The sequence below is a fragment of the Skermania sp. ID1734 genome (assembly GCF_007489285.1).
Taxonomy (GTDB): Bacteria; Actinomycetota; Actinomycetes; order Mycobacteriales; family Mycobacteriaceae; genus ID1734.
In genome coordinates this window covers 15,379-38,789 of sequence record NZ_VLIY01000016.1, presented here as the reverse complement: position 1 = coordinate 38,789, position 23,411 = coordinate 15,379, and the positions used below count along the sequence as shown (strand labels likewise).

Here is a 23,411-nt window from a genome sequence, read left to right as displayed (position 1 = left end):
ATGCGCCCACTCGTCACCGAGGTATGCGACGGGTGTCACACTACGAAGATGGCATACGTGATCACCCAGCGGTGCTGCAACGACGCGAGTTGCGTGGCCGAGTGCCCGGTCGACTGCATCCGGCCCACGCCGGAGCAGCGGGAGTTCGCCAACACCGAGATGCTCTACATCGATCCGGACACGTGCATCGACTGCGGCGCCTGCGTCGACGCCTGCCCGGTCGACGCGATCTTCTCCGAAGACGAGCTGAGTGCCTCCTTGGCGCGCTTCGCCGACATCAATGCCGCCTACTTCCAGCGTCATCCGCTCGAGGCGGACCTTGCACCGATGGCCATGCCGGCTCGCCCGCCCAAGGAACTCGGTACCCTGCGCGTCGCCATTGTCGGTGCCGGCCCGGCGGCCTGCTACGCGGCCGAGGAGTTGCTCAAGCGCGCTGATGTCGAGGTCGACATGTTCGATCGTGTGCCCACCCCCTTCGGTCTGGTGCGCGCCGGGGTGGCGCCGGACCATCCCGGCACCAAGGGCGTGGCCGGCATGTTCGAGACCGCGTTCAAGCGCGACGCCTTCGCGTACTTCTTGAACGTCGAGGTCGGCACCCACATCAGCCACGAGGAACTGCTGCAGCACCATCACGCCGTCATCTACGCGGTGGGCGCCTCCACCGACCGGCACCTGGGCATCCCGGGCGAAGACCTGCCGGGAAGCTCGTCGGCGACCGACTTCGTGGCCTGGTACAACGGCCACCCCGACCACGCGGATTCCGTCTACGACCTGACCGGCGAACGTGCCGTGATCGTCGGAAACGGCAACGTCGCGCTCGATGTGGCCCGCGTTCTGCTGCTTGGCCCAGCAGAGCTCGGCAAGACCGACATTGCCGATCACGCGCTGGAAGCCTTGCGTAAGAGCAACATTCGCGAGGTGGTGCTCCTCGGTCGGCGCGGGCCGGTGCAGGCCGCGTATTCGTCCTCGGAGTTCTTGGCGCTCGGCTACCTGCCGGGCATCGATGTCGTCATCGACGAGAAGGAACTCGAGCTCGATCCGGCCAGTCAGGCGTTGCTCGACGATTCCGAGGTGGAACCGTCGCTGACACTCAAAGTCGCGCTCGCCCACGAGTACGCCGGCAAGCCGGTCAACGCGGACAACAAGCGAATCGTGTTCCGGTACTTGACGTCGCCGACGGAGATTCTCGGTTCCGATCGCGTCACCGGCGTCCGCATCGCGCACAACCGGCTCGTCGAGACCCCGTCCGGACTCATCGCGGAACCGACCGGTGAGACCGAGACGATCGACGCTTCACTTGTCTTGCGTTCGATCGGCTATCGCGGTGTCGCTCTCGGCGAGCTGCCCTTTGACGACGCGCGCGGTGTGATCCCCAACGCCGCGGGCCGGGTGCTCGGAGCCGACGGTGAGCCGCTGGCCGGCGTTTACGTGAGTGGCTGGATCAAACGCGGTCCGCGCGGCGTGATCGGCACCAACAAGACGGACGCGCAGGAAACGGTCGAGCACCTGCTCGACGACTTCACCGCGCGCAAACTGACCACGCCCACCGAGGACCGTGCGGCGCTGATCAAGCTGGTGGAGCAGCGGCAGCCCGAACACGTCGACCGCAACGGATGGCGGGCAATCGACCGCATCGAGCGCGAGCGCGGCAAAGCGGCAGGGCGTCCGCGGGTGAAGTTCACATCGGTGGCCGAGCTGGTGGCGGCTGCGCGGAAGCACTGATCGTCTCGGTCGCCAGTGAGCTCACCCGCGCGGCCGCGCGCACGTCGCCGCCGACGACGAACCACAACCGCAGCGTCGGATCGCCCTGCGGCCCGGTCGGCTCGACGCGTGAACGCACCATGACCTGCTCGCGGGCCAGGATCGGGGAGTGGTGCTCGATCACAGCTCGATGCGGGCGGGTGAGCAGTTTGGGACTGTCGACGAGGCAATCTTCGACCGCGTGCCAGTAGGAGGAGTTGTTCACGTGGTTGAACGCGTCGATGTCGGTGGCCCGCAAATGGAACTGATGATCGCTTTCGGACTCGGGCGGCGGCGGGTCGTTCAGCCACTGCCGCCAACGCAGTCGGTGCTCGCCGGTCATCTGGGCCAGGTATGTCAGACCGTCGTCGCTGATGCGGGTGGGCAGCCCGGTGGATTCGCTGATGTTGATCCAGAATCCCTCGGACTCGATCAGCCCGCCGCTTTCGCTCTCCACCCGCACGCGCATGTTCGTCCAGCGCGTCGACATCCCTGAGCACCACCGCCGCAGGTTCACCCGGTCGGGGAAACGCACCGGACGAATGACGTCGATGACCGTGCGTCGCACAATCCAGTACGGGTCGGTGTGGGCGAAGAATGTGGCTTGCAGATTTTCCCAGGCGATGTCCTGCAGGTACCTGGCCACGCCGTCGAGGCGCAGCCGGTTGTCTGGATCTACGTCGCCCGCACGCACCGGCCACGACGTCTCGTAGCCGAGACCACCCGCCGGTGGGGCGGGTAGCGGCTGGTCGAGTGACATTGCGCTGGCTCCTTACTTCAGTGCGTTCCGGCGCTAGCCCGCAACGCGTCCACCGTCGCGCTGAGCGTCTCGGCGACGTCGCGGTAGCCGATGCCAAGGTCGCGTTCGCTGGCCGAGTCGTCGACCCGCGGCATCTGGGTGTAGTAGCGCATCGCGGCTGCAGTAACTGGCGTATTGATCGGAACCACCCGGCCGACGATGTCAGCGGCCTCGCCGAGCAGGCGCAAGGCGGTGTCCGGCACGGGAAGGACCCGTAGCCGACGGCCGGAGGCATCGCTGAGCACCGCCGCGAGGTCGGTGACGCGCAGCCAGCGGCCACCGCAGGTATACCGGCGTGGACCCCTGCCCGGCTTGAGTAGCGCCGCGTGCAGGGCCGCCACATCCCGGACGTCGACAACAGACCAGGCTGCGCCACGGCCCGGAATCGCGCCGATCGCCAGCGCTGCGCGGACGCCGGTCGCGGCCTCGCCGAACTGATCACCAGCCGGCGGACCGAGCACCATGCCCGGGTAGGTGATACACACCGGTCGTCCCTCGGACTGCAGCTCCCGGGCGTAGGCGTCGACCTGGGACTTGGACCGGCCGTAGGCGTCGGTGCCTTCGACCAGCGGCAGGTCGGGCCGAATCACCTCCAGTCCCGGCCGAAACAGCGCCGCGACGCTGGACACGTGCACGATCGGGTCGAGGCCGCGGACCGCGGCAAGGCCCAGCACATTGCGCGCGCCCTGCAAATTGGTGTCGAGCGTCTGGGCGGCGAGGCGCGGGTCGGTGCTCACCACGGCCGCGGCGTGCAGCACGGCGTCGCAGCCGACCATCGCCGACGCCACCGAGCCGCGGTCGGTGATGTCGCCGATCGCGTAGTCGGAGGTGTCCACCCCGAGCGCCGCCGCGCTGGTTGCCAGCCGTCCGGGGTTGCGGACGAAGAACCGTACCCGGTGGCCGGCCTGCTGCAGTGCCTTCGCGCTCCAGGCACCGATGAATCCGGTTCCGCCGGTGACCAATACCTGCACAATCGAAAACCTAGCCGACCGCGCCGACACACGTGTCGGAGGTCGTGGTTAAAGTCACCTCAACCAGACGACAAGGGGATGCGATGCGGGCAGTGCGGGTTGTTCGGCTGGAAGGTCCGGAGTCGGTCGAGGTCGGCGAGGTGGCCGAACCGGGTGGCGACGGTGTGGTGGTCATCGAGGTGCACGCCGCCGGCGTCGCGTTTCCGGACGCGTTGCAGACCCGCGGTCTCTATCAGTACAAACCCGAGTTGCCATTCATCCTGGGCAGCGAGGTTGCCGGGGTCGTGCGCTCGGCGCCGGACGGCGCGCACGTCCAGCCGGGTGACCGGGTGGCGGGGTTGTCGATGCTCGGTGGCGGCATGGCCGAGGTCGCTGCGTTGCCGGCCGACCTCGTGTTCAAGCTGCCCGACGAGGTGTCGTTCGAGGCGGGCGCAGGTTTGCTGTTCAACGACCTCACCGTGCATTTCGCGCTGGGCGCACGAGGCCGGCTGACCGACGGTGAGACGGTCTTGGTGCACGGCGCCGCCGGCGGCATTGGAACGTCGACGCTGCGCCTGGCCCCAGCGATGGGAGCCGCGCGCACCATCGCGGTGGTCAGCGCGGAAGACAAGGTCGAGGTCGCCAAGGCTGCGGGTGCGACCGACGTGGTGCTTGCCGCGAACTTCAAAGACGCCGTCGGCCAACTCACCGACGGCCGCGGCGTCGACATCGTGGTGGATCCGGTCGGCGGAGACAGGTTCACGGATTCGCTGCGATCACTTGCGCCGGGCGGCCGGCTGCTCGTTCTGGGTTTCACCGGCGGCGAGATTCCTACCGTCAAGGTGAACCGACTGCTACTCAACAACGTCGAGGTCGTGGGCGTGGGTTGGGGGGCGTGGGCGATGCGTCATCCGGGCTATCTGGCCCAGCAGTGGGCCGAAGTGGAACCGCTGCTGGCCGGCGGCAAACTCAGTGTTCCGCAGCCTGTCGTGTACCCGCTCGAGCGGGCCGGCGAGGCGATCGCTTCGCTCGAAAACCGAACGGCCAAGGGCAAGGTCGTGTTGAGCGTCCGCGGTTAACGTACCGCGTAGAGTCGGTACCTGTGCGGTCCACAAGCGCCTTGCGTGCCTGCCTCAGTGGTGCCGTCGCGCTGGCCTTGGCCTCGATGCTCAGTGCATGCGGCGGCGACAGCTCCGGTGACACCGCGCAACCGGCACCCACCACGGCGCGGGCGCCTTCGCCGCTCGGCCCGTTTTTCGGGGAATGCGGCAACGTTTCCGATGACGAGGTCAAGCAGGCGTTCGCGATGCCGGATCTGCCGGTGATCACCCGCAATTCGGTCGGTTGTGTATGGGAGGCCGGCGGCCCGCTCGGGCCCAGCGTCAGTTTCTCCTGGTACCGGGGCAGCCCCATCGGCCGGGAAGCTGCGGGTTCCGGACTCATCGGCCGCCCGCCCGAAAAGATCGAGATCGACGGCCACCCGGGCTTCCGGGGATCGTTGGGTGACCAACTGTGCGAGATCGGTGTCCAATACGGCGACGACTTCTTCCACTGGTCGGTGACCTACGCCGATTTCCCGCCCACGGCAGACGCCTGCGATGTCGCCCGTCACCTGGCTGAACTGACTGCATCGAGGGTCAAATGAGGGCCCGGATCGCGGTCTGCGCCGCCGTTGTGGTCGCGGTAGGAGCGTTGGCAGGCTGCAGTCAGACGGTCACCGGGACGGCGATGCCGGCGGGATCGGCCAACCCCGGCGGCGGCAAGTTCCGTGATCTGCTACATGAGTGCGATGCGGTCAGCGACGACCAGATCGCCAAGACCGTGGGTGCCGATTCCATCGAGCGCGGCTTTTTCGGCGCGATCTGCCGCTGGGACGCGACCGGTCCCAGCGGCGAGGTCAAGGTCACCTTCAACTGGTTCGAGACCGGTTCGTTGGAGGTGGAGCGGGCGACGCTGCAGAAGCTGCACTACGGAATGAAGGACATCACGGTGCAGGGCCGCAAGGCGATTCAGGAACAGCCGCCCAACGATCCGGACTCCTGCGGCGTTACCGCCGGCGCCGCAGACACCGGGATCATCGGGTGGTGGGTGCAGTACCGCCCCGGCTCCACGCATCCCGATCCGTGTCAGGCCGCGCAGAAACTCGCGGAACTCACGCTCAATCTCAGTCGTTGAACCAGTAGTCGGGGCGACAGCCGACGCGACTTTGCCGTCGGAACCGCTGGCGGGTATTGTGGATCGCTGTGCCCGAAGCATGCGGGCAGGTTTGTGTGCGTTTCGTAGGCCAGCGAGAGCGGCTGACAGTTCTGTCATGCCCTAAGGCGCCTAGGTCGACGTGCCTCAGACCCCTTTGACACGCCCGACCTCGGGATGCCAAAAGCACCGTCCAGCAGCACCAGAACGACACGAGAAAGCCGGTCTATGCCAACCATCAACCAGCTGGTCCGCAAGGGCCGCCGAGACAAGGTCGCGAAAACCAAGACCGCGGCCCTCAAAGGCAGCCCGCAGCGCCGTGGTGTGTGCACCCGCGTGTACACCACCACGCCGAAGAAGCCGAACTCGGCGCTGCGCAAGGTCGCGCGTGTTCGCTTGACCAGCGCGGTCGAGGTCACTGCCTACATTCCGGGTGAAGGCCACAACCTGCAGGAGCACTCGATGGTGCTCGTCCGTGGCGGACGTGTGAAGGACCTGCCCGGTGTGCGCTACAAGATCATCCGCGGCTCGCTCGACACCCAGGGTGTGAAGAACCGCAAGCAGGCTCGCAGCCGCTACGGCGCCAAGAAGGAGAAGAGCTGATATGCCACGCAAGGGCCCCGCACCCAAGCGTCCGCTGATCAACGACCCGGTGTACGGGTCGCCGCTGGTCACGCAGCTGGTCAACAAGATCCTGCTCGACGGCAAGAAGTCGACCGCCGAGCGCATCGTCTACGGCGCGCTGGAGCAGGCACGCGAGAAGACCGGCACCGACCCGGTTGTCACCCTCAAGCGCGCGCTGGACAACGTGAAGCCGGCGCTCGAGGTGAAGAGCCGTCGCGTCGGTGGTGCCACCTACCAGGTGCCGGTCGAGGTTCGCCCGGGTCGCGCCAACACCCTCGCACTGCGCTGGCTGGTGAACTTCTCCCGGCAGCGTCGTGAGAAGACCATGGTCGAGCGGCTGGCCAACGAGCTGCTCGACGCCAGCAACGGCTTGGGTGCCTCGGTCAAGCGTCGGGAAGACACGCACAAGATGGCCGACGCCAACCGGGCTTTCGCGCACTACCGCTGGTGACCAGGTGGGGCCTTCGCCCCTTACGTGTGATTTGCCAAGAACTACTAATTGAGGCGGGAAGAATCCTGTGGCACAGGACGTGCTCACCGACCTGAAAAAGGTCCGCAACATCGGCATCATGGCCCACATCGATGCCGGCAAGACCACCACAACCGAACGCATCCTCTACTACACCGGTATCAGCTACAAGATCGGTGAGGTCCACGACGGCGCTGCCACGATGGACTGGATGGAGCAGGAGCAGGAACGCGGCATCACGATTACGTCGGCGGCCACGACCTGCTACTGGAACGATAACCAGATCAACATCATCGACACCCCTGGCCACGTCGACTTCACGGTCGAGGTCGAGCGTTCGTTGCGTGTTCTCGATGGTGCCGTTGCCGTGTTCGACGGCAAGGAAGGCGTCGAGCCGCAGTCCGAGCAGGTGTGGCGCCAGGCCGACAAGTACGACGTACCGCGCATCTGCTTCGTCAACAAGATGGACAAGCTCGGTGCGGACTTCTACTTCACCGTGCAGACCATCAAGGACCGTCTCGGCGCCAAGCCGCTGGTCATCCAGCTGCCGATCGGTGCGGAGGACACCTTCGAGGGCATCGTCGACTTGGTCGAGATGAACGCCAAGGTCTGGACCGGCGAGACGAAGCTCGGCGAAAAGTACGAGGTTCGCGAGATTCCCGAGGACCTGAAGGAGCGTGCCGAGCAGTACCGCAACGAGCTGCTCGAGACGGTCGCCGAGTCCGACGAGGAGCTGCTCGAGAAGTACTTCGGCGGTGAAGAACTGACTGTCGAGGAAATCAAGGGCGCCATCCGGAAGCTGACTGTCACCTCAGAGCTGTACCCGGTTCTGTGTGGTTCGGCGTTCAAGAACAAGGGCGTACAGCCCATGCTCGACGCCGTCATCGACTACCTGCCGTCGCCGCTGGACGTGGAAAGCGTCGAGGGTCACGTTCCGGGGCATGAGGATCAGGTCATCACGCGTAAGCCGAGCGCGGACGAGCCGTTCGCGGCCCTCGCGTTCAAGATTGCCGTGCACCCGTTCTTCGGCAAGCTGACCTACGTTCGGGTCTACTCGGGCAAGGTGGACTCCGGCTCCCAGGTCATCAACTCGACCAAGGGCAAGAAGGAGCGCCTGGGCAAGCTGTTCCAGATGCACTCCAACAAGGAGAACCCGGTTCCTGCCGCGAGTGCCGGCCACATTTACGCGGTCATCGGCCTGAAGGACACCACCACCGGCGATACGTTGTGCGATCCGCAGAACCAGATCGTTCTCGAATCGATGACGTTCCCGGACCCGGTCATCGAGGTCTCCATCGAGCCGAAGACCAAGTCGGACCAGGAGAAGCTCGGCACCGCGATCCAGAAGCTCGCCGAAGAGGACCCGACGTTCTCGGTCAAGCTCGACAACGAGACCGGCCAGACCGTCATCGGCGGTATGGGCGAGCTGCACCTCGACATCCTCGTCGACCGCATGAAGCGCGAGTTCAAGGTCGAGGCCAACGTCGGCAAGCCGCAGGTGGCCTACCGCGAGACCATCACCAAGCCGGTGGAGAAGCTCGAATTCACCCACAAGAAGCAGACGGGTGGCTCGGGCCAGTTCGCGAAGGTCATCATTGCGCTCGAACCGTTCGTGGGCGAGGACGGCTCGCACTACGAGTTCGAGAACAAGGTCACCGGTGGGCGGGTGCCGCGTGAGTACATCCCATCCGTCGACGCGGGTGCACAAGACGCCATGCAGTACGGTGTGCTTGCCGGTTACCCGCTGGTGAACTTGAAGGTCACGTTGCTCGACGGCGCTTACCACGACGTCGACTCGTCGGAAATGGCCTTCAAGATCGCTGGTTCGCAGGCGCTCAAGGAGGCTGCGAAGAAGGCCGGTCCGGTGATCCTCGAGCCGATGATGGCTGTCGAGGTCACCACGCCCGAGGATTACATGGGCGACGTGATCGGCGACCTGAACTCCCGCCGTGGTCAGATCCAGGCCATGGAGGAACGCAGTGGTGCCCGTGTCGTCAAGGCGCTGGTTCCGCTCTCGGAGATGTTCGGCTACATCGGTGATCTGCGGTCGAAGACCCAGGGCCGGGCGAACTACTCCATGGTGTTCGACTCGTACGCGGAGGTTCCGGCCAACGTGTCGAAGGAGATCATCGCGAAGGCAACGGGCGAATAAGTCCGGCGCCAGCACGACAAGAAGTAAACAACCGCACTGCTGCACACTGCACGCACTAACAAGTCCAGGAGGACACCACAGTGGCGAAGGCGAAGTTCGAGCGGACGAAGCCCCACGTCAACATCGGGACCATCGGTCACGTTGACCACGGCAAGACGACGCTGACCGCGGCTATCACCAAGGTTCTGCACGACAAGTACCCGGACCTCAACCAGAGCTTTGCGTTCGACCAGATCGACAAGGCTCCGGAGGAGAAGGCTCGTGGTATCACGATCAACATCTCCCACGTCGAGTACCAGACCGACAAGCGCCACTACGCGCACGTCGACGCGCCTGGTCACGCCGACTACATCAAGAACATGATCACCGGTGCCGCCCAGATGGACGGTGCGATCCTCGTCGTCGCCGCCACCGATGGCCCGATGCCGCAGACCCGTGAGCACGTGCTGCTCGCCCGTCAGGTCGGTGTGCCCTACATCCTGGTCGCCCTGAACAAGGCCGACATGGTCGACGACGAAGAGATCATCGAGCTCGTCGAGATGGAGGTCCGCGAGCTGCTGGCTGCGCAGGAGTTCGACGAGGACGCCCCGGTCATCAAGGTGTCCGCGCTGAAGGCCCTCGAGGGTGACCCGGAGTGGTCGAAGTCCATCGAGGAGCTCATGCAGGCCGTCGATGACTCGATCCCGGACCCGGTCCGTGAGACCGACAAGCCGTTCCTCATGCCGATCGAGGACGTGTTCACCATCACCGGTCGTGGCACCGTGGTGACCGGTCGTGTCGAGCGCGGCCAGATCAACGTGAACGAGGAAGTCGAGATCGTCGGTATTCGCGAGAAGACCACCAAGACGACCGTCACCGGTATCGAGATGTTCCGCAAGCTGCTCGACTCGGGCCAGGCTGGTGACAACGTCGGTCTGCTGGTTCGTGGTATCAAGCGCGAGGACGTCGAGCGCGGCCAGGTTGTGGTCAAGCCCGGCACCACCACCCCGCACACCGAGTTCGAGGGCCAGGCCTACATCCTCAACAAGGAAGAGGGCGGCCGTCACACGCCGTTCTTCAACAACTACCGTCCGCAGTTCTACTTCCGTACCACTGACGTGACGGGCGTTGTGACCCTGCCCGAGGGCACCGAGATGGTTATGCCCGGTGACAACACCGAGATGACCGTCAAGCTGATCCAGCCGGTCGCCATGGACGAGGGTCTGCGTTTCGCGATCCGTGAAGGTGGCCGTACCGTCGGCGCCGGTCGGGTTACGAAGATCATTAAGTAGTAATACGGCTGTCGAACGGCGCCGGTTTCCCATGTGGAGACCGGCGCCGTTTCGCGTTTCCGGGTCGTGGGAAACTAGCCCGGTGAGTAATCGTCGAGTCGTCATCGTGGGCGCCGGCCTGGCCGGGCTGCGCACTGCCGAAGAATTGCGCCGAGCCGGATTCGACGGCGAGGTGGTTCTGATCGGCAACGAGAACCATCTGCCCTATGACCGTCCGCCGCTGTCCAAGGAAGTCATCCGCGGCGAGAAGGATCAGACCACACTCAAGCCGGCCGAGTTCTTCGACGACAAGCAGATCGACTTGCGCACCGGCGTCGCGGCCACTGGCGTAGATGCGGCAGCCAAGAAGGTTCGGCTCGAAGACGGCTCCAGCATCGACTTCGATGATCTGATCATCGCGACCGGCCTGCGCCCGCGTCGAATTCCCGGCTTCGACGATCTAGCCGGGGTGCACGTGCTTCGGTCGATGGAAGAAGCGATGGCCATGCGCGCCGAATTGCGTGAAGGCGCGCGTGCGTTGGTCGTCGGTGCGGGCTTTATCGGCTGCGAGTTGGCCGCCAGCTTCCGGGCTTTGCGTGTGCACGTCGTGCTCGTCGAACCTCAGCCGACACCGCTTGCGTCGGTACTTGGGGAAAAGATCGGCGGCCTGATCGCGCGCATGCACACCGACGAAGGGGTCGATGTGCGGTGCGGAGTCGGGGTTGAGTCGCTGGTCGGCGAAGACCGGGTGCGCGCTGCGAAGCTCAGCGACGGTAGCGAGGTCGACCTGGACCTGGTGGTGGTGGGGATCGGTTCGGTACCGGTCACCGATTGGCTTGTCGATTCGGGCATCGAGTTGGCAGAACCGTCCGCCGGTGGCGGGGTCTTGGCCGACGAGCGTGGCCGCACAAACATCGACAGCATTTGGGCGGTCGGTGACGTGGCGGCGTGGACGCACACCACCGGCAAGCAGAAGCGCGTCGAGCACTGGACAAACGCTGGCGACCAAGCCCGAGTGTTAGCCAAGGCCATTGTCGGTGCCGAGATCCCGAGTGGCGCGAATGTTCCGTACTTCTGGAGCGACCAGTACGACATCAAGATTCAGGCGTTGGGCACGCCCTCGGCCGATGACACCGTGCATCTCGTCGAAGACGACGGCCGCCGCTTCCTGGCCTACTACGAGCGCGACGGCGTCTTCACCGCGGTCGTTGGTGGCGGGGTTCCCTCGAAGGTCATGAAGTTGCGTGCCAAGCTGGCGACGCCCACGCCGATTGCGGACGTTTTGTCGTGATCGTTGCACTGATCGATTCGGGCCTCGGACTGTTGCCCACGGCCGCCTGGTTGCGCAAGCTGCGTCCGGAACTCGATCAGTTGTTGATGCTCGACCCCGACGGTGCACCGTGGGGCCCCAAGCCGGAGGCCTGGGTGACCGAGCGCGTGGTCGCCGCGGCCGAGGATGCGGTCCGGCGCGGTGCCGAAGTGGTTGTGCTGCCCTGCAATACAGCGAGCGTGACATCGTTGGCTCAGGTGCGGGAGCGGCTCGAACCGGATGTTCCCGTGATCGGCACCGTACCCGCGATCAAGCCCGCGGCCGCGGTGTGCCGCTCGGTGGCGATCTGGGCGACCGCGGCGACGACGGCCAGTAGTTACCAGGCAGATCTGATTGATCGATTCGGCAATGGTGCTGACGTAACCGCGGTGGCCTGTCACGGGCTGGCCGACGCCATTGATGCTGGTGATGTTGCGGCGGCCCGTTCGGCCATCGCCGACGCGGTGCGGCGCACGCCTGATGACGTCGAGGCGGTCGTCCTGGGCTGTACGCACTACCCGCTGGTGCAAGACGAGATCGCCGCGCAGTTGCCCGTGGGAGTGCGGTTGTTCGACAGCGCCGAAGCCGTTGCCGCGCAGGCACTGCGACGCGTCGATGAATTGGGGCGCGAGGTTACCGGCAACGGATCGATCACCGTTCTGCTCAGCGGTGAGCCCGGTGAATTGCCCGCGGCGGCGGCCGCATTCGACGCCGGCCGCGAACTCCTGGGATGACTGCCGCGGAGGTGATGGCGGCGCTTGCTGCCGTTGCCGATCCGGCCGACGCGGTGCATTTGCAGCGGTTCTTCAAGACCGGTCCCGGCGAGTACGGCGAGGGCGATGTGTTCATCGGGGTCCGGGTGCCCGTAACTCGCCGAATTGCCAAGGACTTCGCCGACCTACCGCTGACGGAGATCGACAAGCTGCTGGACAGCGCCGTGCATGAACACCGACTTACCGCGCTGGTGATCCTCAACCGGCAGTTCGCGCGTGCGGCCGATGACGGTGTGCGGGAGCACATCGTCGAGCGCTACCTGGCTGCGGTTCGGCGTGGACGTGTCAATAACTGGGACTTGGTCGATGCATCCGCTGAAAACGTATTGGGGCCTTGGCTTTATGAGCGGGATCGTAGTTTGCTGTTCGAACTGGCTGCCAGCGACAGCATGTGGGAACGGCGAGTAGCCGTGCTCTCGACGTTTGCGTTCATCAAACGCGGTGATCCCTCGACAACTCTCGAACTGGCTGAGTTGTTGCTGGGTGATCGCGCAGACCTGATCCAGAAGGCGGTCGGGTGGATGCTGCGCGAGGTCGGCAAACGCGTCGGGCGTGAACATCTTTTGTCCTTTCTCAACCTGCATGCTGGTGAAATGGGCCGCACTGCACTGAGTTACGCCACCGAGCACCTGACGCCGGAGGAGCGAGCTGCCTACCGCGCCGCAGCTAGGTCCTGAGTCCGGTTGGCAGGGTGATGATTTGTTGGCCGGTTGCGGAGGTCCAGAGTTCGGCTGCGCCGGTGAGTGTGGTGACGTGCCAGAGCTTTTCGGTTCTCGAGGCGGTCGGCGTCGGTGAGCGCGGCATACAGGGTGGAGGCGCGCAGATCCGGTGTCTGGCACTGGATCCCCCCGTATTCGCTCATGTGTTCGAGTATACCCGAAATGTCCGATCCGGACCATCCTCAGAACCGAATCTTCAACCGATCCGTCGCGGGCCGCGCCTGACAACCCAATATGTACCCCGCAGCCAGGTCATCGGCATCGAGGATCTCGCACGGCGCCATGTCGACCGCTCCTTCGACGACTGTGCATGCGCACGAACCGCATTCGCCTTCCTGGCACGAGTATGGAACGTCAATTCCCTTGGCCAGCATGAGGTCCACCAACGTCTGCTTTCGCGGCCACTGCAGACTGTGTACTTCGCCGTCGAGTTCGACGTCGACACTCGCCGCGTCGGCAGAATCGCACTCCGCGAGGACAACTGGCCGAAACGGATCGCCGGCAAGGGAAGTGAACACCTCGGCATGTATCCGATCGCGGGGGACGCCGGCGACGCCAAGCGCTTGCCGCGCAATGTCCATGAAAGGACCCGGGCCGCAAACGAACGCATCGCTATCACTGAACGGCGCCGCCAGCGCAGTCAGCTGCTCTACAGTCGGCAAACCTTGCAGCGACTCGAGCCAGTGCACGACCGCCAACCGGTGCGGATGCTCCGCAGCGAGTCGACGTAACTCGTCAGCAAAGATCACGGCGGCCGCATCCCGGTTGGCGTAGATCAGCACTACCCGGCCAGACCCTTGTGCCAGTGCGGATTTCAGAATCGACATCACCGGGGTGATGCCGCTTCCGGCCGCGAACAACAGGAAATCACGATCGAGCGACGCCGGAGTGAATACCCCGGACGGCGGCAGCACCTCGATGGTGTCGCCGACGCTCACGTTGTCGCACAACCAGTTCGAACCGTAGCCGTCGTGCGTGCGTTTGATGGTCACCATCGGATCGGAATCGATATGCGGCGAGCTGGCTAGGGAGTAGCAGCGGGCCACCGAGCCGGTGCGCTCGCTCGGAATGCGAAGCGTCAGGAACTGCCCTGGCTTATAGCTGAAGTCGTGTCCGGACACGTCGAACACCAGGGACCGGGCGTCAGCAGTTTCCTCGATCACGCCGGCCACCCGCAGCAGTACCGTTCGTGAACGTTGCACGGTGTCAACGGAAGTCATCATCACATGATGGCTAAAGCCACCGCTTGTGACGTCGGTCGGTTCCATTGACCGGGACAGCGCGCGCACCTGCGCCCGTAACAGGGTTAGCGTGCGAGCCGTGAACAGACTGCAGGACAAGGTCGCGTTGGTGACCGGCGCCGCGCGCGGGATGGGACGCAGCCATTGCGTCCGCCTCGCCGAGGAAGGCGCCGACATCATCGCGGTCGATCTCGAAACGGCGGCCGAAGAACTGGACGAAACGGCTCGCCTGGTCGACGATCTCGGTCGCCGCTGCGTCACCAGCTTTGCCGATGTGCGAGTGGGGACTTCACTCGACAACGCGGTGGAGCACGGCGTGAGCCAGCTAGGCGGACTGGACATCATCGTCGCCAACGCCGGCATTTACGCCGACCTCGCACCGTCGTGGGAACTCAGCGACGTAGCTTGGCAACGCACCATCGACATCAACGTCACCGGCACCTGGCTCACCGTCAAGGCGGCGGCCCCGTATCTCGGCAGCGGCGGCTCCATCGTGATCATCAGTTCCACTAACGGCATCAAGGGCGGGGCGAGCACCGCCCACTATTCGTCGAGCAAGCATGCCGTGGTCGGTCTTGCGCGAACGTTGGCCAATGAACTTGGACCCCTCGGCATTCGGGTCAACACGGTCCACCCGGGATCAGTCGCAACGCCGATGATTCTCAACACCGCCGTCTTTGCCAAGTTGCGCCCCGATCTGCCGAACCCGACGCAGCAAGACGCGGCCGTCGCGCTCGCCGAACGAAACCTGCTGCCGGTGCCGTGGGTCGACCCGGTCGATGTCAGCAATGCCGTGCTCTTCCTCGCCTCGGACGAATCCCGTTACGTGACGGGAACGCAAGTGGTGGTCGATGCCGGTCTAACGCAGAAGGTGTGAAAGAAAATGGGACGGATTTCAGGCAAGGTGGCACTGGTCACCGGCGCGGCGCGGGGCATTGGCCGGGCGCAGGCGGTGCGGTTCGCGCAGGAGGGTGCCGACGTCATCGCCGTCGACATCTGCGGGCCGGTCGACACGGTCATCATTCCGCCGGCAACGCCGGAGGATCTCGCGGAGACCGCGCGCGCCGTGCGGACGACCGGAGCCAGGATCATCACCAAGACGGTCGACGTCCGCGACGGTGACGCGTTACGCGCGGCGACGGACCAAGCGGTCGCCGAGTTTGGCGGGCTCGACATCGTCTGCGCGACGGCCGGCATCACCTCTAGTGCGCCCGCGCTCGATCTCGACGAGCAAACCTGGCGAACCATGTTGGACGTCAACCTCACTGGCGTTTGGCAGACCTGCAAGGCGGCGGCGCCACACCTGATCGCTCGCGGGAGCGGGTCGATGATTTTGACCAGTTCCATAGCGGGGCTGCGCGGACTGGTCGGTGTCGCGCACTACACCGCGGCCAAACACGGCGTCGTCGGTTTGATGCGCTCGCTGGCCAAAGAACTGGCGCCGCACAACGTGCGGGTCAACTCGATACATCCAACCAACGTGGACACCCCGATGATTCAGAACGACATGGTGCGCAAGGCATTCCGCCCGGACCTCGAAAACCCGACGCGTGCCGAGTTCGCTGAGGCAGCAATGACTATGAACATGCTGCCGATTCCGTGGATCGAGGCGGTCGATGTGGCCAATGCCGCGCTGTTCTTGGCCTCGGACGAGGCGCGTTACATCACCGGGCTGACGCTGCCGGTTGATGCCGGCAGCACCCAGCGTTAGTCGGTTCCCTTGCGCAGCAGGAAAGCCAGCACAGCGGATTCGAAAGCTTCTTTCTGCTCGATCATCACCCAGTGCCCGCAATTGGGAAACACGTGCAACTCGACGTTCGGCATGGTGCGCATCGGGATGAGGGCCATGTCCAGCGGGCTGACCCGGTCATCGCGGCCCCAGGCGAGCAGTGTCGGTGCGGTGACCTTGTGCAGCATGGCCCAAGGCGGCGGCGTGTCGGACGCCTCCATTGCGCGAAGCATCATTGCGAACGCGGCCTTGCTGTACATCCGGCGGGCGCTGGCGAGGGTGTCGGGGTCGGTGGCCTGAGTCCAGCGCTCCTCGATCAGTTCCTCGGTGACCACGGCGGGGTCGTACACCATGGAATGCAGCCATGCGATAAGTCGTTCCCGGGTCGGGTTCTCCGTGAACTCCTGCAGCAGCTTGATGCCCTCACCCGGTCCCGGACTGAAGATGTTTCGGCCGATGCCACCGATGGTGACCAGGCGGCGCACCTTCTCCGGGTGCGCGATCGCGTAGTTGACGGCGACACCGCCGCCCATCGAGTTACCGATGATGTCAACAGTTTCCAGCGCAAGCGCGTCGACGAAGCGATCAACCGCATCCAGCGCGGTGACCATCGGATGACCGCCGAAGTCGTCGCTGACACCGAAGCCGGGGAATTCCAAGACGAGGCAACGGAAGAACTCCGAAAACACCCCGAGATTGCCACGAAAATTGCGAAGTCCGGTAACACCCGGCCCGGATCCGTGCAGGAGCAGCAGCGGCGGACCGTCACCGACCTCGTGGTATCGCAATACGCCAGCATCGGTTCGTATTTCTTTCATTTCATCCTCCGTGCGTCGTCCTGACTTCACGGTGCCATTCGGGGGCACGTGTCCGGCAGGGCTTGTTCCGGTGAGCGGGCAACGGCATGCCCGCTCACCGGAATCACTCAGTGCGCGAACGCCACCGCTTCGCGCGGGGTGGCCTCAGCGGTGCTGGGCACCTCGAGCTGCACGATCCGCCGCGGCAGCAGGGCCGCCACCACGGCGCCCAGGACCGCTGTGGCCGTGCCGATGAGGAACGCGACAGCAAATCCATTGTCGGTGTAGAACACCGCGCCCTGGGTCATTTGCGCTGGGATCGGCGCGATGTAGGAGTTGTTCAGCACCGTGAACGCGATCACCGGCAGAACGGCCGGAAACACGCTCTGCGAGACACCCACGATGCTGGCCGTGCTGGCTTGCAGCTGTGGCGGCACCGCGGCGATCAACAGGTTCGGAATGGCGGCGTAGCCCATGCCCATTCCGGTGCCGAAGATGCCCGCGAAGACGATCAGCAACGCCTTGCTGTCGTGGATGTATGCGGTCAACGTGAACCCGGTGGCCATCAACAGCATGCCCACCACGAGCAGGTTGCGCGGCCGGGCGTTGCGGCCCACGAGGGTCCCGACGATGACGCCGCCCACCACAACCATGAGCCCAACCGGTGCCTGGAAGATCGCGAATCCTTCAGCGGTAACGCCGAATCCGTATCCGAGGCCGAACACGGCGGGCGTCATTGCCATCATCGGGAGCAGGATGGTGAACAACCCGCTCGCGCCGTAGCACAGGCCAGCACCGAGAGTGGTCAGCAGCACCGAACGCTTGCCCAGCACCTCGAGGTTGATCAGCGGTTCACGAATGATTGCGGCCGAGGCCAGCCAGCCGAGCAGCAGTACCGCGCCGCCGATCAGGTAGGCGACGGTCGAGGTACTGGTCCACCCCCACGTCGGGCCGAAGCTGACCGCGATGAGGACGCCGGCGACCCCGGCGCCGAGCAGTACCGCGCCGACCAGGTCGATCCGCGAACGCAGCCGCACGGCGGATTCCTCGGTGCTGGCGAAGATGAGGGCGCCGAGGACGACGAGGCCGATCACGAAGAACCAGAAGATGCTGCGGAAGCCGAAGTGGTCGATCAGCCAGCCGGTGAGGAACGGCGCCGGAATCGCGATGAGCCCCATGCCGCTGGTGGCAATACTTACGGCCAGCGCGATCGTCTTGGGAGGGAAGACGTCTCGAATCAGCGAGTAGCTGAGAAACAGGCAGGGTACGAGCAGTCCGGTCAGTGCGCGCCCGGCGATCAGTACGGCGTAGCTACCGGCCACCGCCGAGACCAGCGAGCCGACCGCGGCGACCGCCACACAGGCGAGCAGAGCCCGGCGCTTGCCGTACATGTCGGCGAGCTTGCCGATGAGCGGCGCGGCGACGGCGCCCACCAGCAGGAAGGAGGTGATCAGCCAAGCGCCTTGGGTGGTTTGATAGTGCGCGGCGATCGACGGAAGAGCCATTGAGATCATCATGTAGCTGACCGCGAGCATTTCGAGCAGCAAAACAATCGAGGCGAGCGAGAAGATCAATCGCGGTGTCCAGGCCATCGGTGGTCCTTTCTTATTGGGTAATCCACATCACAGTCCCCAGGCGGCGTGTCGCACTATCGGCTGTTCCGTCCAGTGGGAGACAACGAAAAAGCCCCGGGCGCAATCCACCCGGGGCGTTTGGTTTTTCGCTGGCTACGCGTGCGTACCGCCGTCGATACGGATCTCGGTTCCGGTGATGAAGGCGCCGTCTTCGGACACCAGCATCGCGATGACACCGGCCACCGCGGACGGGTCACCCATGCCGGCTCCACCCGACTCCAATTCCGTTGGCAGAATCGGGGAGAGCTTGGCGAACAGCGCCCAGTCCGCGTCCGGTGGAACGTATCCTGGTGTGGCGTCGGTGATTCCGGACTTGATGCTGCCGGGCGCAACGCACACAGCGCGCAATCCTTGGCGCCCGTACTCCAGAGCAATTGCGTGCGTAAAGGACTGAATGCCGCCCTTGCTCGCCGCGTAGGCGGCCATATATGGATGGGCGAAGGCTGCCGAGGTGGAGCTGAAGTTCACGATGGTGCTGCGTGGATTCTGCAACAACGCGGGAAGCGCCTCGCGCACAACCACAAACGTGCCGGTGAGGTTGATATTGATGATCTGGTTCCACAGGTCGAGCGGCGTACTCTCCGTGTGCGAGGCACGCAGGATGCCGGCCGCATTCACGAGCGAGTCGAGCCCGCCCAGAGTCTGCACGGCCGAACGCACTCCGTCGACCACGGACTGCTCGTCACCGATGTTCATGTTCAGCAACGTGAGCCGTTCACCGACGCCGCGCTCCTGGGCCTGACCCCGGGTCTTTTCGAGCCCCTCGGCAGACACGTCCGCCGCGACCACCGACGCCCCCTCGGCGAGCAGTCGCAGCACAGTGGCCTGGCCGATTCCGGACGCCGCACCGGTCAAGAGTGTGCGGTGTTGTTCCAAGCGATTCATGATTGCTCCTAACTCATTGGCCCATGACATATTTGACGGTCGGACCGGCGGTCCACCCGCCGTCGACGGCGATCTCGGCGCCGGTGACGTAGCTGGCATCATCGGACAGCAGATATCCCACGGCTCCGGCGATTTCGTCGGGGACCCCGACGCGGCCCATGGGAGTGTTCGGATAATTGCCCTCGCCCACTGTGATGCCCACTTCAGCGGTCATTGGGGTGTAGGTCATGCCGGGGTGCACGGAGTTCACCCGGATGCGGTCCGGTCCGAGTTCCACCGCCGCGATCTTCGAAAGTCCGCGCACGCCCCACTTCGAGGCGCCGTAGCCGGCGGTCAACGCCAGCCCCATCAGTCCGGCTGCCGAGGAGATGTTGACGATCGACCCGCCACCGGCAGCGCGCATCGGCACGATCACGGACTGCATGCCGTTGAATACGCCGACCAGATTGATCTCCAGTACCCGCCGGAAATGCTCTACCGGTTCGTGTTCGATGAACTGACCGGTGGCCACTCCGGCGTTGTTCACCAGCCCGGTCACGTTTCCGAATTCGGTGCTTGCGTACTCGACCGCCGCAGTCCATTGCAGCGGATCGGTGACATCGAGATGGATGTAGCGTGCAGACTCCCCGAGGGCGTCGGCGGTGAACTTGCCCTCGTCATCGAGGACGTCACCGATGACGGCGGCGCCGCCGCGGTCGACGATGTGGCGGGCGAATGCGGCGCCGAGGCCGCGCGCACCCCCGGTCACGATCACGACCTTGCCGGCCAGCGTGTTGTTCATCTCAATCCTTCCTGAGCGCATCGGTGGGTAATCCGCCGGATCTTGCGGCTCGCTCGATCGAGTCGCGCAGCGCAGTGCAGGTGGGAATCCATGTGCTGTGCGTGCCCACCGCCGCCTGGCGGGCGAACTCGGGGCACGCGGCTTCGGCGTCGTTGAGCCACTGCACGCTCGTGTGGCTCGGGCTGAACTTCTCCACGAGCACGCGGTTGCCGCAAGTGCCGCAAGATAATTCCTGCATTGTCGCTCCTACTGCGCCGCCGCGGCGTGGCGCGCCGCGATGAAGCCGAACACCATGGCCGGGCCGATGGTCGCGCCCGCGCCCGCGTAGTCGTTGCCCATCACAGCGGCCGAGGTGTTGCCGGTGGCGTACAGACCGGCGATCGCCGATCCGTCGGTTCGCAGCACCTGAGCGCTGGCGTTGTATACCAGCCCACCCTTGGTGCCGAGGTCGCCGGCGCGCACCCGCAGCGCGTAGTACGGCGCCTTGTCCAACACATCGAGGGTCGGCTGGGGCAGCGTGGGATCGCCGTAGTAGTTGTCGTACGCGCTCGCACCGCGCTGGAAGTCGGCATCGTGACCGGCGCGGGCAAAGCCGTTGTAGCGCTGGACCGTTGCAGTCAGGCTCTCGGCCGGCACCTCGATCTTCGCGGCGAGCTCGGTGACGGTTCCGGCGGTCTGCACGAGTCCGCTGCTTAGCCACTCCGCCGGGAATTTTTGACCCGGCATGATTCCGCCGATCGGATAGCGACTCTTGGCCCTCGCGTCGAAGATGAACCAGGTCGGCTCGTGACCGCCGGCCAACTGCGCGTGCACGAACGTCACGTATGGCGATGCCTCGTTGGTGAACCGTTGGCCATGCTGATCGACGATGATCGAGCGCGGGATAGAACGCTCCGACACCAGCACCTGATTGATGCCGTCGGGCCGCCGGAACGAGGGCATCCACCAAGCGTCGTCCATGAGATCGACAGCAGCTCCAACCTTTTCGCCCGCGATAATGCCGTCACCGGTGTTGTCGGAAGATGCGGCGCTGAAGTTGTCCCGGCCGCCCTCGGGCAGGTACCGCTTGCGCATGTCCTGGTTGTACTCGAAACCGCCGGTGGCCAGCAGCACGCCGCGGCGGGCCCGGATCCGGACCTCGCTACCCTCGCGTTCGGCCGTCACGCCCAGCACGGCACCGGAATCGTCGGTGATCAGCGACTGCATCGGCGTGTTCAGCCACAGCGGCACCCCGGCGTCCTGCAGGGCCAGGCGCAGACGCGCTACCAAAGCACGGCCGAGGGTGTCCATGTGCCGGCGCAGCACGATCGCCTTGACCGCGCGCAGTCCGGTGCGCAGCGCGGTCCGCTTGGCCTTCCAGGTTCGCATCACCATGTTGAGTTGGACGAAGTCCTTGGAGGTGATGAACAACCCGGGGGGCGTGGCGAGTGCGGCTGGCCGCAGTTGTGCCTCGTCCGCGCCGAGTTTCCTCAGGTTCACCGGCAACGGCTCGATCGAGCGGCCCGCCGCGCGGCCGCCGGGCTTTTCCGGGTGGTAATCGGAATACCCTGTGCACCACTGGAACCGCAGGTGCGGACTGGACCGCTCGAGGAACTCGAGCATGCGTGGTCCCTGATCGATGAAGGCGTCGATGTTCGCAGTCGGCACCCGGTCACCAACCACCGCGTCGAGGTACGCGCGCACGTCTTCCCGGCGGTCGGCCAGCCCCTCGCGCAACAGCGTCGGATTGTTCGGAATCCACACTCCACCACCGGAAAGCGCGGTGCTGCCCCCGTACACCGCGGCCTTCTCGATGATCAGGGTGTCCAGGCCGCCGTTCGCCGCGGCGAGCGCACCGGTGAGCCCGCCCGCGCCGCTGCCGACGACCAGGAAGTCGACCTCATGGTCCCAATGATGTGCAGGCATTGTCGTTTCCTTGCCTTAGGTCAGCGTAACGTCGTCCGGCGACCAGAACGCCCGCATGCTGGTGATTCGGGCCTGCTCGTCGAAGGTCATGACGTCGATGGGTTCGATAGAAATTCTTTGGTCACCGGTGTCGGTGACCACCCGGAACAGAAAGGCGGCGGTGTTGCCGGCGACTCGGACGGTGAGTAGTTCGGTGGTGTTGCGCACGGCATCGAGCTGGCTGTAGAACTTCTCGATCGCCTCGCGGCCAACATGCGGCGGCGAGCCGACCGGATCTTCGAGGGTTGCGTCGTCGGCGTACAGGGCGGCGATATCGGCCGAGGTACCGGTGCCGACGGTCGCAACGTATCGCGCGACGGCGGAGCGGATTTCTGCTATAGAGGGCATGTATCCCACGGAACCACGCGCGGCGGCCGGGGTGGTGAGTCGTTCCCGCCCAGCGGGAGCTACCTCGCAAAAGCTGTGACATATCTTCTGTCGGACAATCACTTCCGGACACTCCGGGTCGAACCAGCGGTCGACCCGGCCCCAATGAACCGGGTGCGTGAGGTACGGACCCATCAGTCCATCGAGATTGGTGAACTCCTGTTCCCACACGTGCGTCCACGCTGCGGATCCCGACGCGTGTTGCACGCGGCTCAGCTGCCAGGCATCGATGGTCGAGATGCAGCCGGGCATCCGCAGCAGATCCTTCTCGAACTGCGCCACGACCGGCTCGGGCGTCCCGGGGGCGACTTCCAGCAACAGTGTGCGATACACCGAATCCGCGGATCGGGCCGAGCGCCGCACCAGGTGGCCCTCGTACTCGACGCCGTCGACGTGGCGCACCTCCTCCGATCGCAGCACCGCATCGACGCGCGGGCGCAGCGCCGGCCACGCCCGCGCGTCGTCGAATTGGAGGTGGACCACGATGTCGCCGCCGTTGCGGACGCCGGGCAAAGTGGGCTGGATGAGCGCGTACGACGCCGGCTCGACTGCCTCGCGTAGCTCGGTAATGAGCGCATCATTCGAGGTATGAACAAGCTTGGTTACCTTAAACATTCGCGAGTCCATCGACATCAGCGGCGGCTGCGGCCACCGATCGCGACCGGTGCTCGATGAGCGCTTCGACACCGGCCCACCACTGACCAAGGGTGTCGTCGTTGCGGCCCTGCCACGTCATCTTCCACCAGCCTTCGGGGCCGTCGAGCGCCCAGATGGCGGTGACCGTGTTCGATTCGTCGGCGAGCCACAGCGGTGGGCTGACCATGATGCGTTCGAGCGCCATGCCTCGATCGACGGCGCCCGGAGCGTAACCGGCGAGATAAGAATCGACGAATTCCCTTGCGCGACCGGGCTTAGCGACGACCGTGTCGACTACATAGACCACCGCCATGCGGCGACAGTACGCCAATCCGGGCCGGAGAGAAGCGCGGCGTCCGCTGGGTGGGAGAGCAGAAGCGCGCCCCCGGCACACGGCCC

General features: G+C 65.1%; 25 protein-coding genes and 1 pseudogene. 13 read left to right on the top strand and 13 right to left on the bottom strand.

The features are described from left to right. The first annotated feature begins 48 nt into the window (after positions 1-48). On the top strand, positions 49-1,722 hold the full coding sequence (locus tag FOS14_RS18980; protein WP_143772395.1) for an FAD-dependent oxidoreductase: 1,674 nt from the start codon (positions 49-51) through the stop codon (positions 1,720-1,722). Here FOS14_RS18980 and FOS14_RS18975 read toward each other — a convergent pair. Together FOS14_RS18975 and FOS14_RS18970 are read right to left on the bottom strand one after the other, a co-directional pair. Then, a complete protein-coding gene (locus FOS14_RS18975; RefSeq protein WP_143772394.1) occupies positions 1,679-2,500 on the bottom strand; it encodes an acyl-[acyl-carrier-protein] thioesterase in 822 nt (273 codons plus the stop codon). The two genes, FOS14_RS18980 and FOS14_RS18975, sit on opposite strands and share 44 nt — an antisense overlap. 17 nt (positions 2,501-2,517) lie before the next feature. Next, positions 2,518-3,510: an NAD-dependent epimerase/dehydratase family protein gene (locus FOS14_RS18970; protein ID WP_143772393.1), complete on the bottom strand. Its 993-nt coding sequence runs from the start codon at positions 3,508-3,510 to the stop codon at positions 2,518-2,520. A gap of 83 nt (positions 3,511-3,593) precedes the next feature. Between FOS14_RS18970 and FOS14_RS18965 the strand changes: the two genes are divergently transcribed. The 10 genes from FOS14_RS18965 (at position 3,594) to FOS14_RS18920 (ending at position 12,936) form a co-directional block, all read left to right on the top strand. Further along, complete coding sequence (locus tag FOS14_RS18965) at positions 3,594-4,568, top strand: NADPH:quinone oxidoreductase family protein (RefSeq protein ID WP_143772392.1); 975 nt, start codon at positions 3,594-3,596, stop codon at positions 4,566-4,568. Between the two features lie 86 nt (positions 4,569-4,654). Then, positions 4,655-5,134, top strand: a complete 480-nt coding sequence (locus FOS14_RS18960; RefSeq protein ID WP_143772467.1) for a DUF3558 domain-containing protein — start codon at positions 4,655-4,657, stop codon at positions 5,132-5,134. Next, positions 5,131-5,664 carry a DUF3558 domain-containing protein gene (locus FOS14_RS18955; RefSeq protein ID WP_143772391.1) on the top strand — a complete coding sequence of 178 codons (534 nt, stop codon included), beginning with the start codon at positions 5,131-5,133 and terminating at the stop codon, positions 5,662-5,664. Before FOS14_RS18960 ends, FOS14_RS18955 begins: the two co-directional genes overlap by 4 nt. 246 nt (positions 5,665-5,910) lie before the next feature. Further along, entirely contained in the window at positions 5,911-6,285 is a 375-nt protein-coding gene (rpsL, locus tag FOS14_RS18950; protein ID WP_014353064.1) for a 30S ribosomal protein S12, read from the top strand. Between the two features lies 1 nt (position 6,286). Continuing rightward, entirely contained in the window at positions 6,287-6,757 is a 471-nt protein-coding gene (rpsG, locus tag FOS14_RS18945; protein WP_143772390.1) for a 30S ribosomal protein S7, read from the top strand. Between the two features lie 67 nt (positions 6,758-6,824). After that, entirely contained in the window at positions 6,825-8,927 is a 2,103-nt protein-coding gene (fusA, locus tag FOS14_RS18940) for an elongation factor G (RefSeq protein ID WP_143772389.1), read from the top strand. Between the two features lie 80 nt (positions 8,928-9,007). Beyond that, the gene (gene tuf / locus FOS14_RS18935) at positions 9,008-10,198 is read left to right on the top strand and encodes an elongation factor Tu (protein ID WP_143772388.1); all 1,191 of its coding nucleotides are present in this window, start codon (positions 9,008-9,010) and stop codon (positions 10,196-10,198) included. 82 nt (positions 10,199-10,280) lie between these two features. After that, positions 10,281-11,468, top strand: a complete 1,188-nt coding sequence (locus FOS14_RS18930) for an NAD(P)/FAD-dependent oxidoreductase (protein ID WP_255450458.1) — start codon at positions 10,281-10,283, stop codon at positions 11,466-11,468. Further along, positions 11,465-12,220 (top strand): glutamate racemase, encoded by a 756-nt coding sequence (locus FOS14_RS18925; protein WP_143772386.1) that lies wholly within the window; start codon positions 11,465-11,467, stop codon positions 12,218-12,220. Before FOS14_RS18930 ends, FOS14_RS18925 begins: the two co-directional genes overlap by 4 nt. After that, a complete protein-coding gene (locus tag FOS14_RS18920; RefSeq protein WP_143772385.1) occupies positions 12,217-12,936 on the top strand; it encodes a DNA alkylation repair protein in 720 nt (239 codons plus the stop codon). The genes FOS14_RS18925 and FOS14_RS18920 overlap by 4 nt, the downstream gene beginning before the upstream one ends. Here the strand turns inward: FOS14_RS18920 and FOS14_RS18915 are convergent. Further along, positions 12,912-13,121 (bottom strand): hypothetical protein, encoded by a 210-nt coding sequence (locus FOS14_RS18915; protein ID WP_143772384.1) that lies wholly within the window; start codon positions 13,119-13,121, stop codon positions 12,912-12,914. The genes FOS14_RS18920 and FOS14_RS18915 overlap by 25 nt on opposite strands. 39 nt (positions 13,122-13,160) lie before the next feature. Further along, positions 13,161-14,198, bottom strand: a complete 1,038-nt coding sequence (locus FOS14_RS18910) for a ferredoxin--NADP reductase (protein ID WP_143772383.1) — start codon at positions 14,196-14,198, stop codon at positions 13,161-13,163. Between the two features lie 100 nt (positions 14,199-14,298). Here FOS14_RS18910 and FOS14_RS18905 point away from each other — a divergent pair, with 100 nt between their 5' ends. Next, positions 14,299-15,096, top strand: coding sequence for a mycofactocin-coupled SDR family oxidoreductase (locus tag FOS14_RS18905; protein WP_143772382.1), 798 nt, complete (start codon positions 14,299-14,301; stop codon positions 15,094-15,096). A 6-nt stretch (positions 15,097-15,102) separates the two neighbouring features. Then, positions 15,103-15,930, top strand: a complete 828-nt coding sequence (locus tag FOS14_RS18900) for a mycofactocin-coupled SDR family oxidoreductase (protein ID WP_143772381.1) — start codon at positions 15,103-15,105, stop codon at positions 15,928-15,930. On the opposite strand, the gene FOS14_RS18895 is transcribed toward FOS14_RS18900, so the two are convergent. From FOS14_RS18895 to FOS14_RS18855, 9 genes and pseudogenes are all read right to left on the bottom strand, one after another. After that, positions 15,927-16,766 carry an alpha/beta fold hydrolase gene (locus tag FOS14_RS18895; RefSeq protein WP_143772380.1) on the bottom strand — a complete coding sequence of 280 codons (840 nt, stop codon included), beginning with the start codon at positions 16,764-16,766 and terminating at the stop codon, positions 15,927-15,929. The genes FOS14_RS18900 and FOS14_RS18895 overlap by 4 nt on opposite strands. Before the next feature lie 107 nt (positions 16,767-16,873). Further along, positions 16,874-18,337: an MFS transporter gene (locus FOS14_RS18890; RefSeq protein WP_143772379.1), complete on the bottom strand. Its 1,464-nt coding sequence runs from the start codon at positions 18,335-18,337 to the stop codon at positions 16,874-16,876. A gap of 135 nt (positions 18,338-18,472) precedes the next feature. Continuing rightward, complete coding sequence (locus FOS14_RS18885) at positions 18,473-19,264, bottom strand: SDR family NAD(P)-dependent oxidoreductase (RefSeq protein WP_143772378.1); 792 nt, start codon at positions 19,262-19,264, stop codon at positions 18,473-18,475. Between the two features lie 13 nt (positions 19,265-19,277). Then, entirely contained in the window at positions 19,278-20,045 is a 768-nt protein-coding gene (locus FOS14_RS18880) for an SDR family oxidoreductase (RefSeq protein ID WP_143772377.1), read from the bottom strand. A gap of 1 nt (position 20,046) precedes the next feature. After that, a complete protein-coding gene (locus FOS14_RS18875; RefSeq protein WP_143772376.1) occupies positions 20,047-20,283 on the bottom strand; it encodes a hypothetical protein in 237 nt (78 codons plus the stop codon). Between the two features lie 8 nt (positions 20,284-20,291). Next, positions 20,292-21,950: an FAD-binding protein gene (locus FOS14_RS18870; protein WP_143772375.1), complete on the bottom strand. Its 1,659-nt coding sequence runs from the start codon at positions 21,948-21,950 to the stop codon at positions 20,292-20,294. 15 nt (positions 21,951-21,965) lie between these two features. Beyond that, the gene (locus FOS14_RS18865) at positions 21,966-22,337 is read right to left on the bottom strand and encodes a nuclear transport factor 2 family protein (RefSeq protein WP_143772466.1); all 372 of its coding nucleotides are present in this window, start codon (positions 22,335-22,337) and stop codon (positions 21,966-21,968) included. 66 nt (positions 22,338-22,403) lie between these two features. Further along, a pseudogene (locus FOS14_RS18860) lies at positions 22,404-22,991 on the bottom strand (Dabb family protein); the annotation flags it as partial. Then, entirely contained in the window at positions 22,984-23,325 is a 342-nt protein-coding gene (locus FOS14_RS18855; RefSeq protein WP_143772374.1) for a hypothetical protein, read from the bottom strand. The pseudogene FOS14_RS18860 and the gene FOS14_RS18855, both read right to left, overlap by 8 nt. Between the last annotated feature and the right edge of the window lie 86 nt (positions 23,326-23,411).

Bases quoted from the DNA above. Each gene is read 5' to 3' on its own strand.
- FOS14_RS18875 (WP_143772376.1), bottom strand. From the start codon at position 20,283: ATGCAGGAATTATCTTGCGGCACTTGCGGCAACCGCGTGCTCGTGGAG.
- FOS14_RS18980 (WP_143772395.1), top strand. From the start codon at position 49: ATGGCATACGTGATCACCCAGCGGTGCTGCAACGACGCGAGTTGCGTG.
- FOS14_RS18910 (WP_143772383.1), bottom strand. From the start codon at position 14,198: ATGACTTCCGTTGACACCGTGCAACGTTCACGAACGGTACTGCTGCGG.
- FOS14_RS18900 (WP_143772381.1), top strand. From the start codon at position 15,103: ATGGGACGGATTTCAGGCAAGGTGGCACTGGTCACCGGCGCGGCGCGG.
- FOS14_RS18915 (WP_143772384.1), bottom strand. From the start codon at position 13,121: ATGAGCGAATACGGGGGGATCCAGTGCCAGACACCGGATCTGCGCGCC.
- FOS14_RS18920 (WP_143772385.1), top strand. From the start codon at position 12,217: ATGACTGCCGCGGAGGTGATGGCGGCGCTTGCTGCCGTTGCCGATCCG.
- FOS14_RS18885 (WP_143772378.1), bottom strand. From the start codon at position 19,264: ATGAATCGCTTGGAACAACACCGCACACTCTTGACCGGTGCGGCGTCC.
- FOS14_RS18955 (WP_143772391.1), top strand. From the start codon at position 5,131: ATGAGGGCCCGGATCGCGGTCTGCGCCGCCGTTGTGGTCGCGGTAGGA.
- FOS14_RS18890 (WP_143772379.1), bottom strand. From the start codon at position 18,337: ATGGCCTGGACACCGCGATTGATCTTCTCGCTCGCCTCGATTGTTTTG.
- rpsL (WP_014353064.1), top strand. From the start codon at position 5,911: ATGCCAACCATCAACCAGCTGGTCCGCAAGGGCCGCCGAGACAAGGTC.
- FOS14_RS18870 (WP_143772375.1), bottom strand. From the start codon at position 21,950: ATGCCTGCACATCATTGGGACCATGAGGTCGACTTCCTGGTCGTCGGC.
- FOS14_RS18965 (WP_143772392.1), top strand. From the start codon at position 3,594: ATGCGGGCAGTGCGGGTTGTTCGGCTGGAAGGTCCGGAGTCGGTCGAG.
- FOS14_RS18975 (WP_143772394.1), bottom strand. From the start codon at position 2,500: ATGTCACTCGACCAGCCGCTACCCGCCCCACCGGCGGGTGGTCTCGGC.
- FOS14_RS18895 (WP_143772380.1), bottom strand. From the start codon at position 16,766: ATGAAAGAAATACGAACCGATGCTGGCGTATTGCGATACCACGAGGTC.
- FOS14_RS18880 (WP_143772377.1), bottom strand. From the start codon at position 20,045: ATGAACAACACGCTGGCCGGCAAGGTCGTGATCGTGACCGGGGGTGCG.
- FOS14_RS18855 (WP_143772374.1), bottom strand. From the start codon at position 23,325: ATGGCGGTGGTCTATGTAGTCGACACGGTCGTCGCTAAGCCCGGTCGC.
- FOS14_RS18865 (WP_143772466.1), bottom strand. From the start codon at position 22,337: ATGCCCTCTATAGCAGAAATCCGCTCCGCCGTCGCGCGATACGTTGCG.
- FOS14_RS18960 (WP_143772467.1), top strand. From the start codon at position 4,655: ATGCTCAGTGCATGCGGCGGCGACAGCTCCGGTGACACCGCGCAACCG.
- rpsG (WP_143772390.1), top strand. From the start codon at position 6,287: ATGCCACGCAAGGGCCCCGCACCCAAGCGTCCGCTGATCAACGACCCG.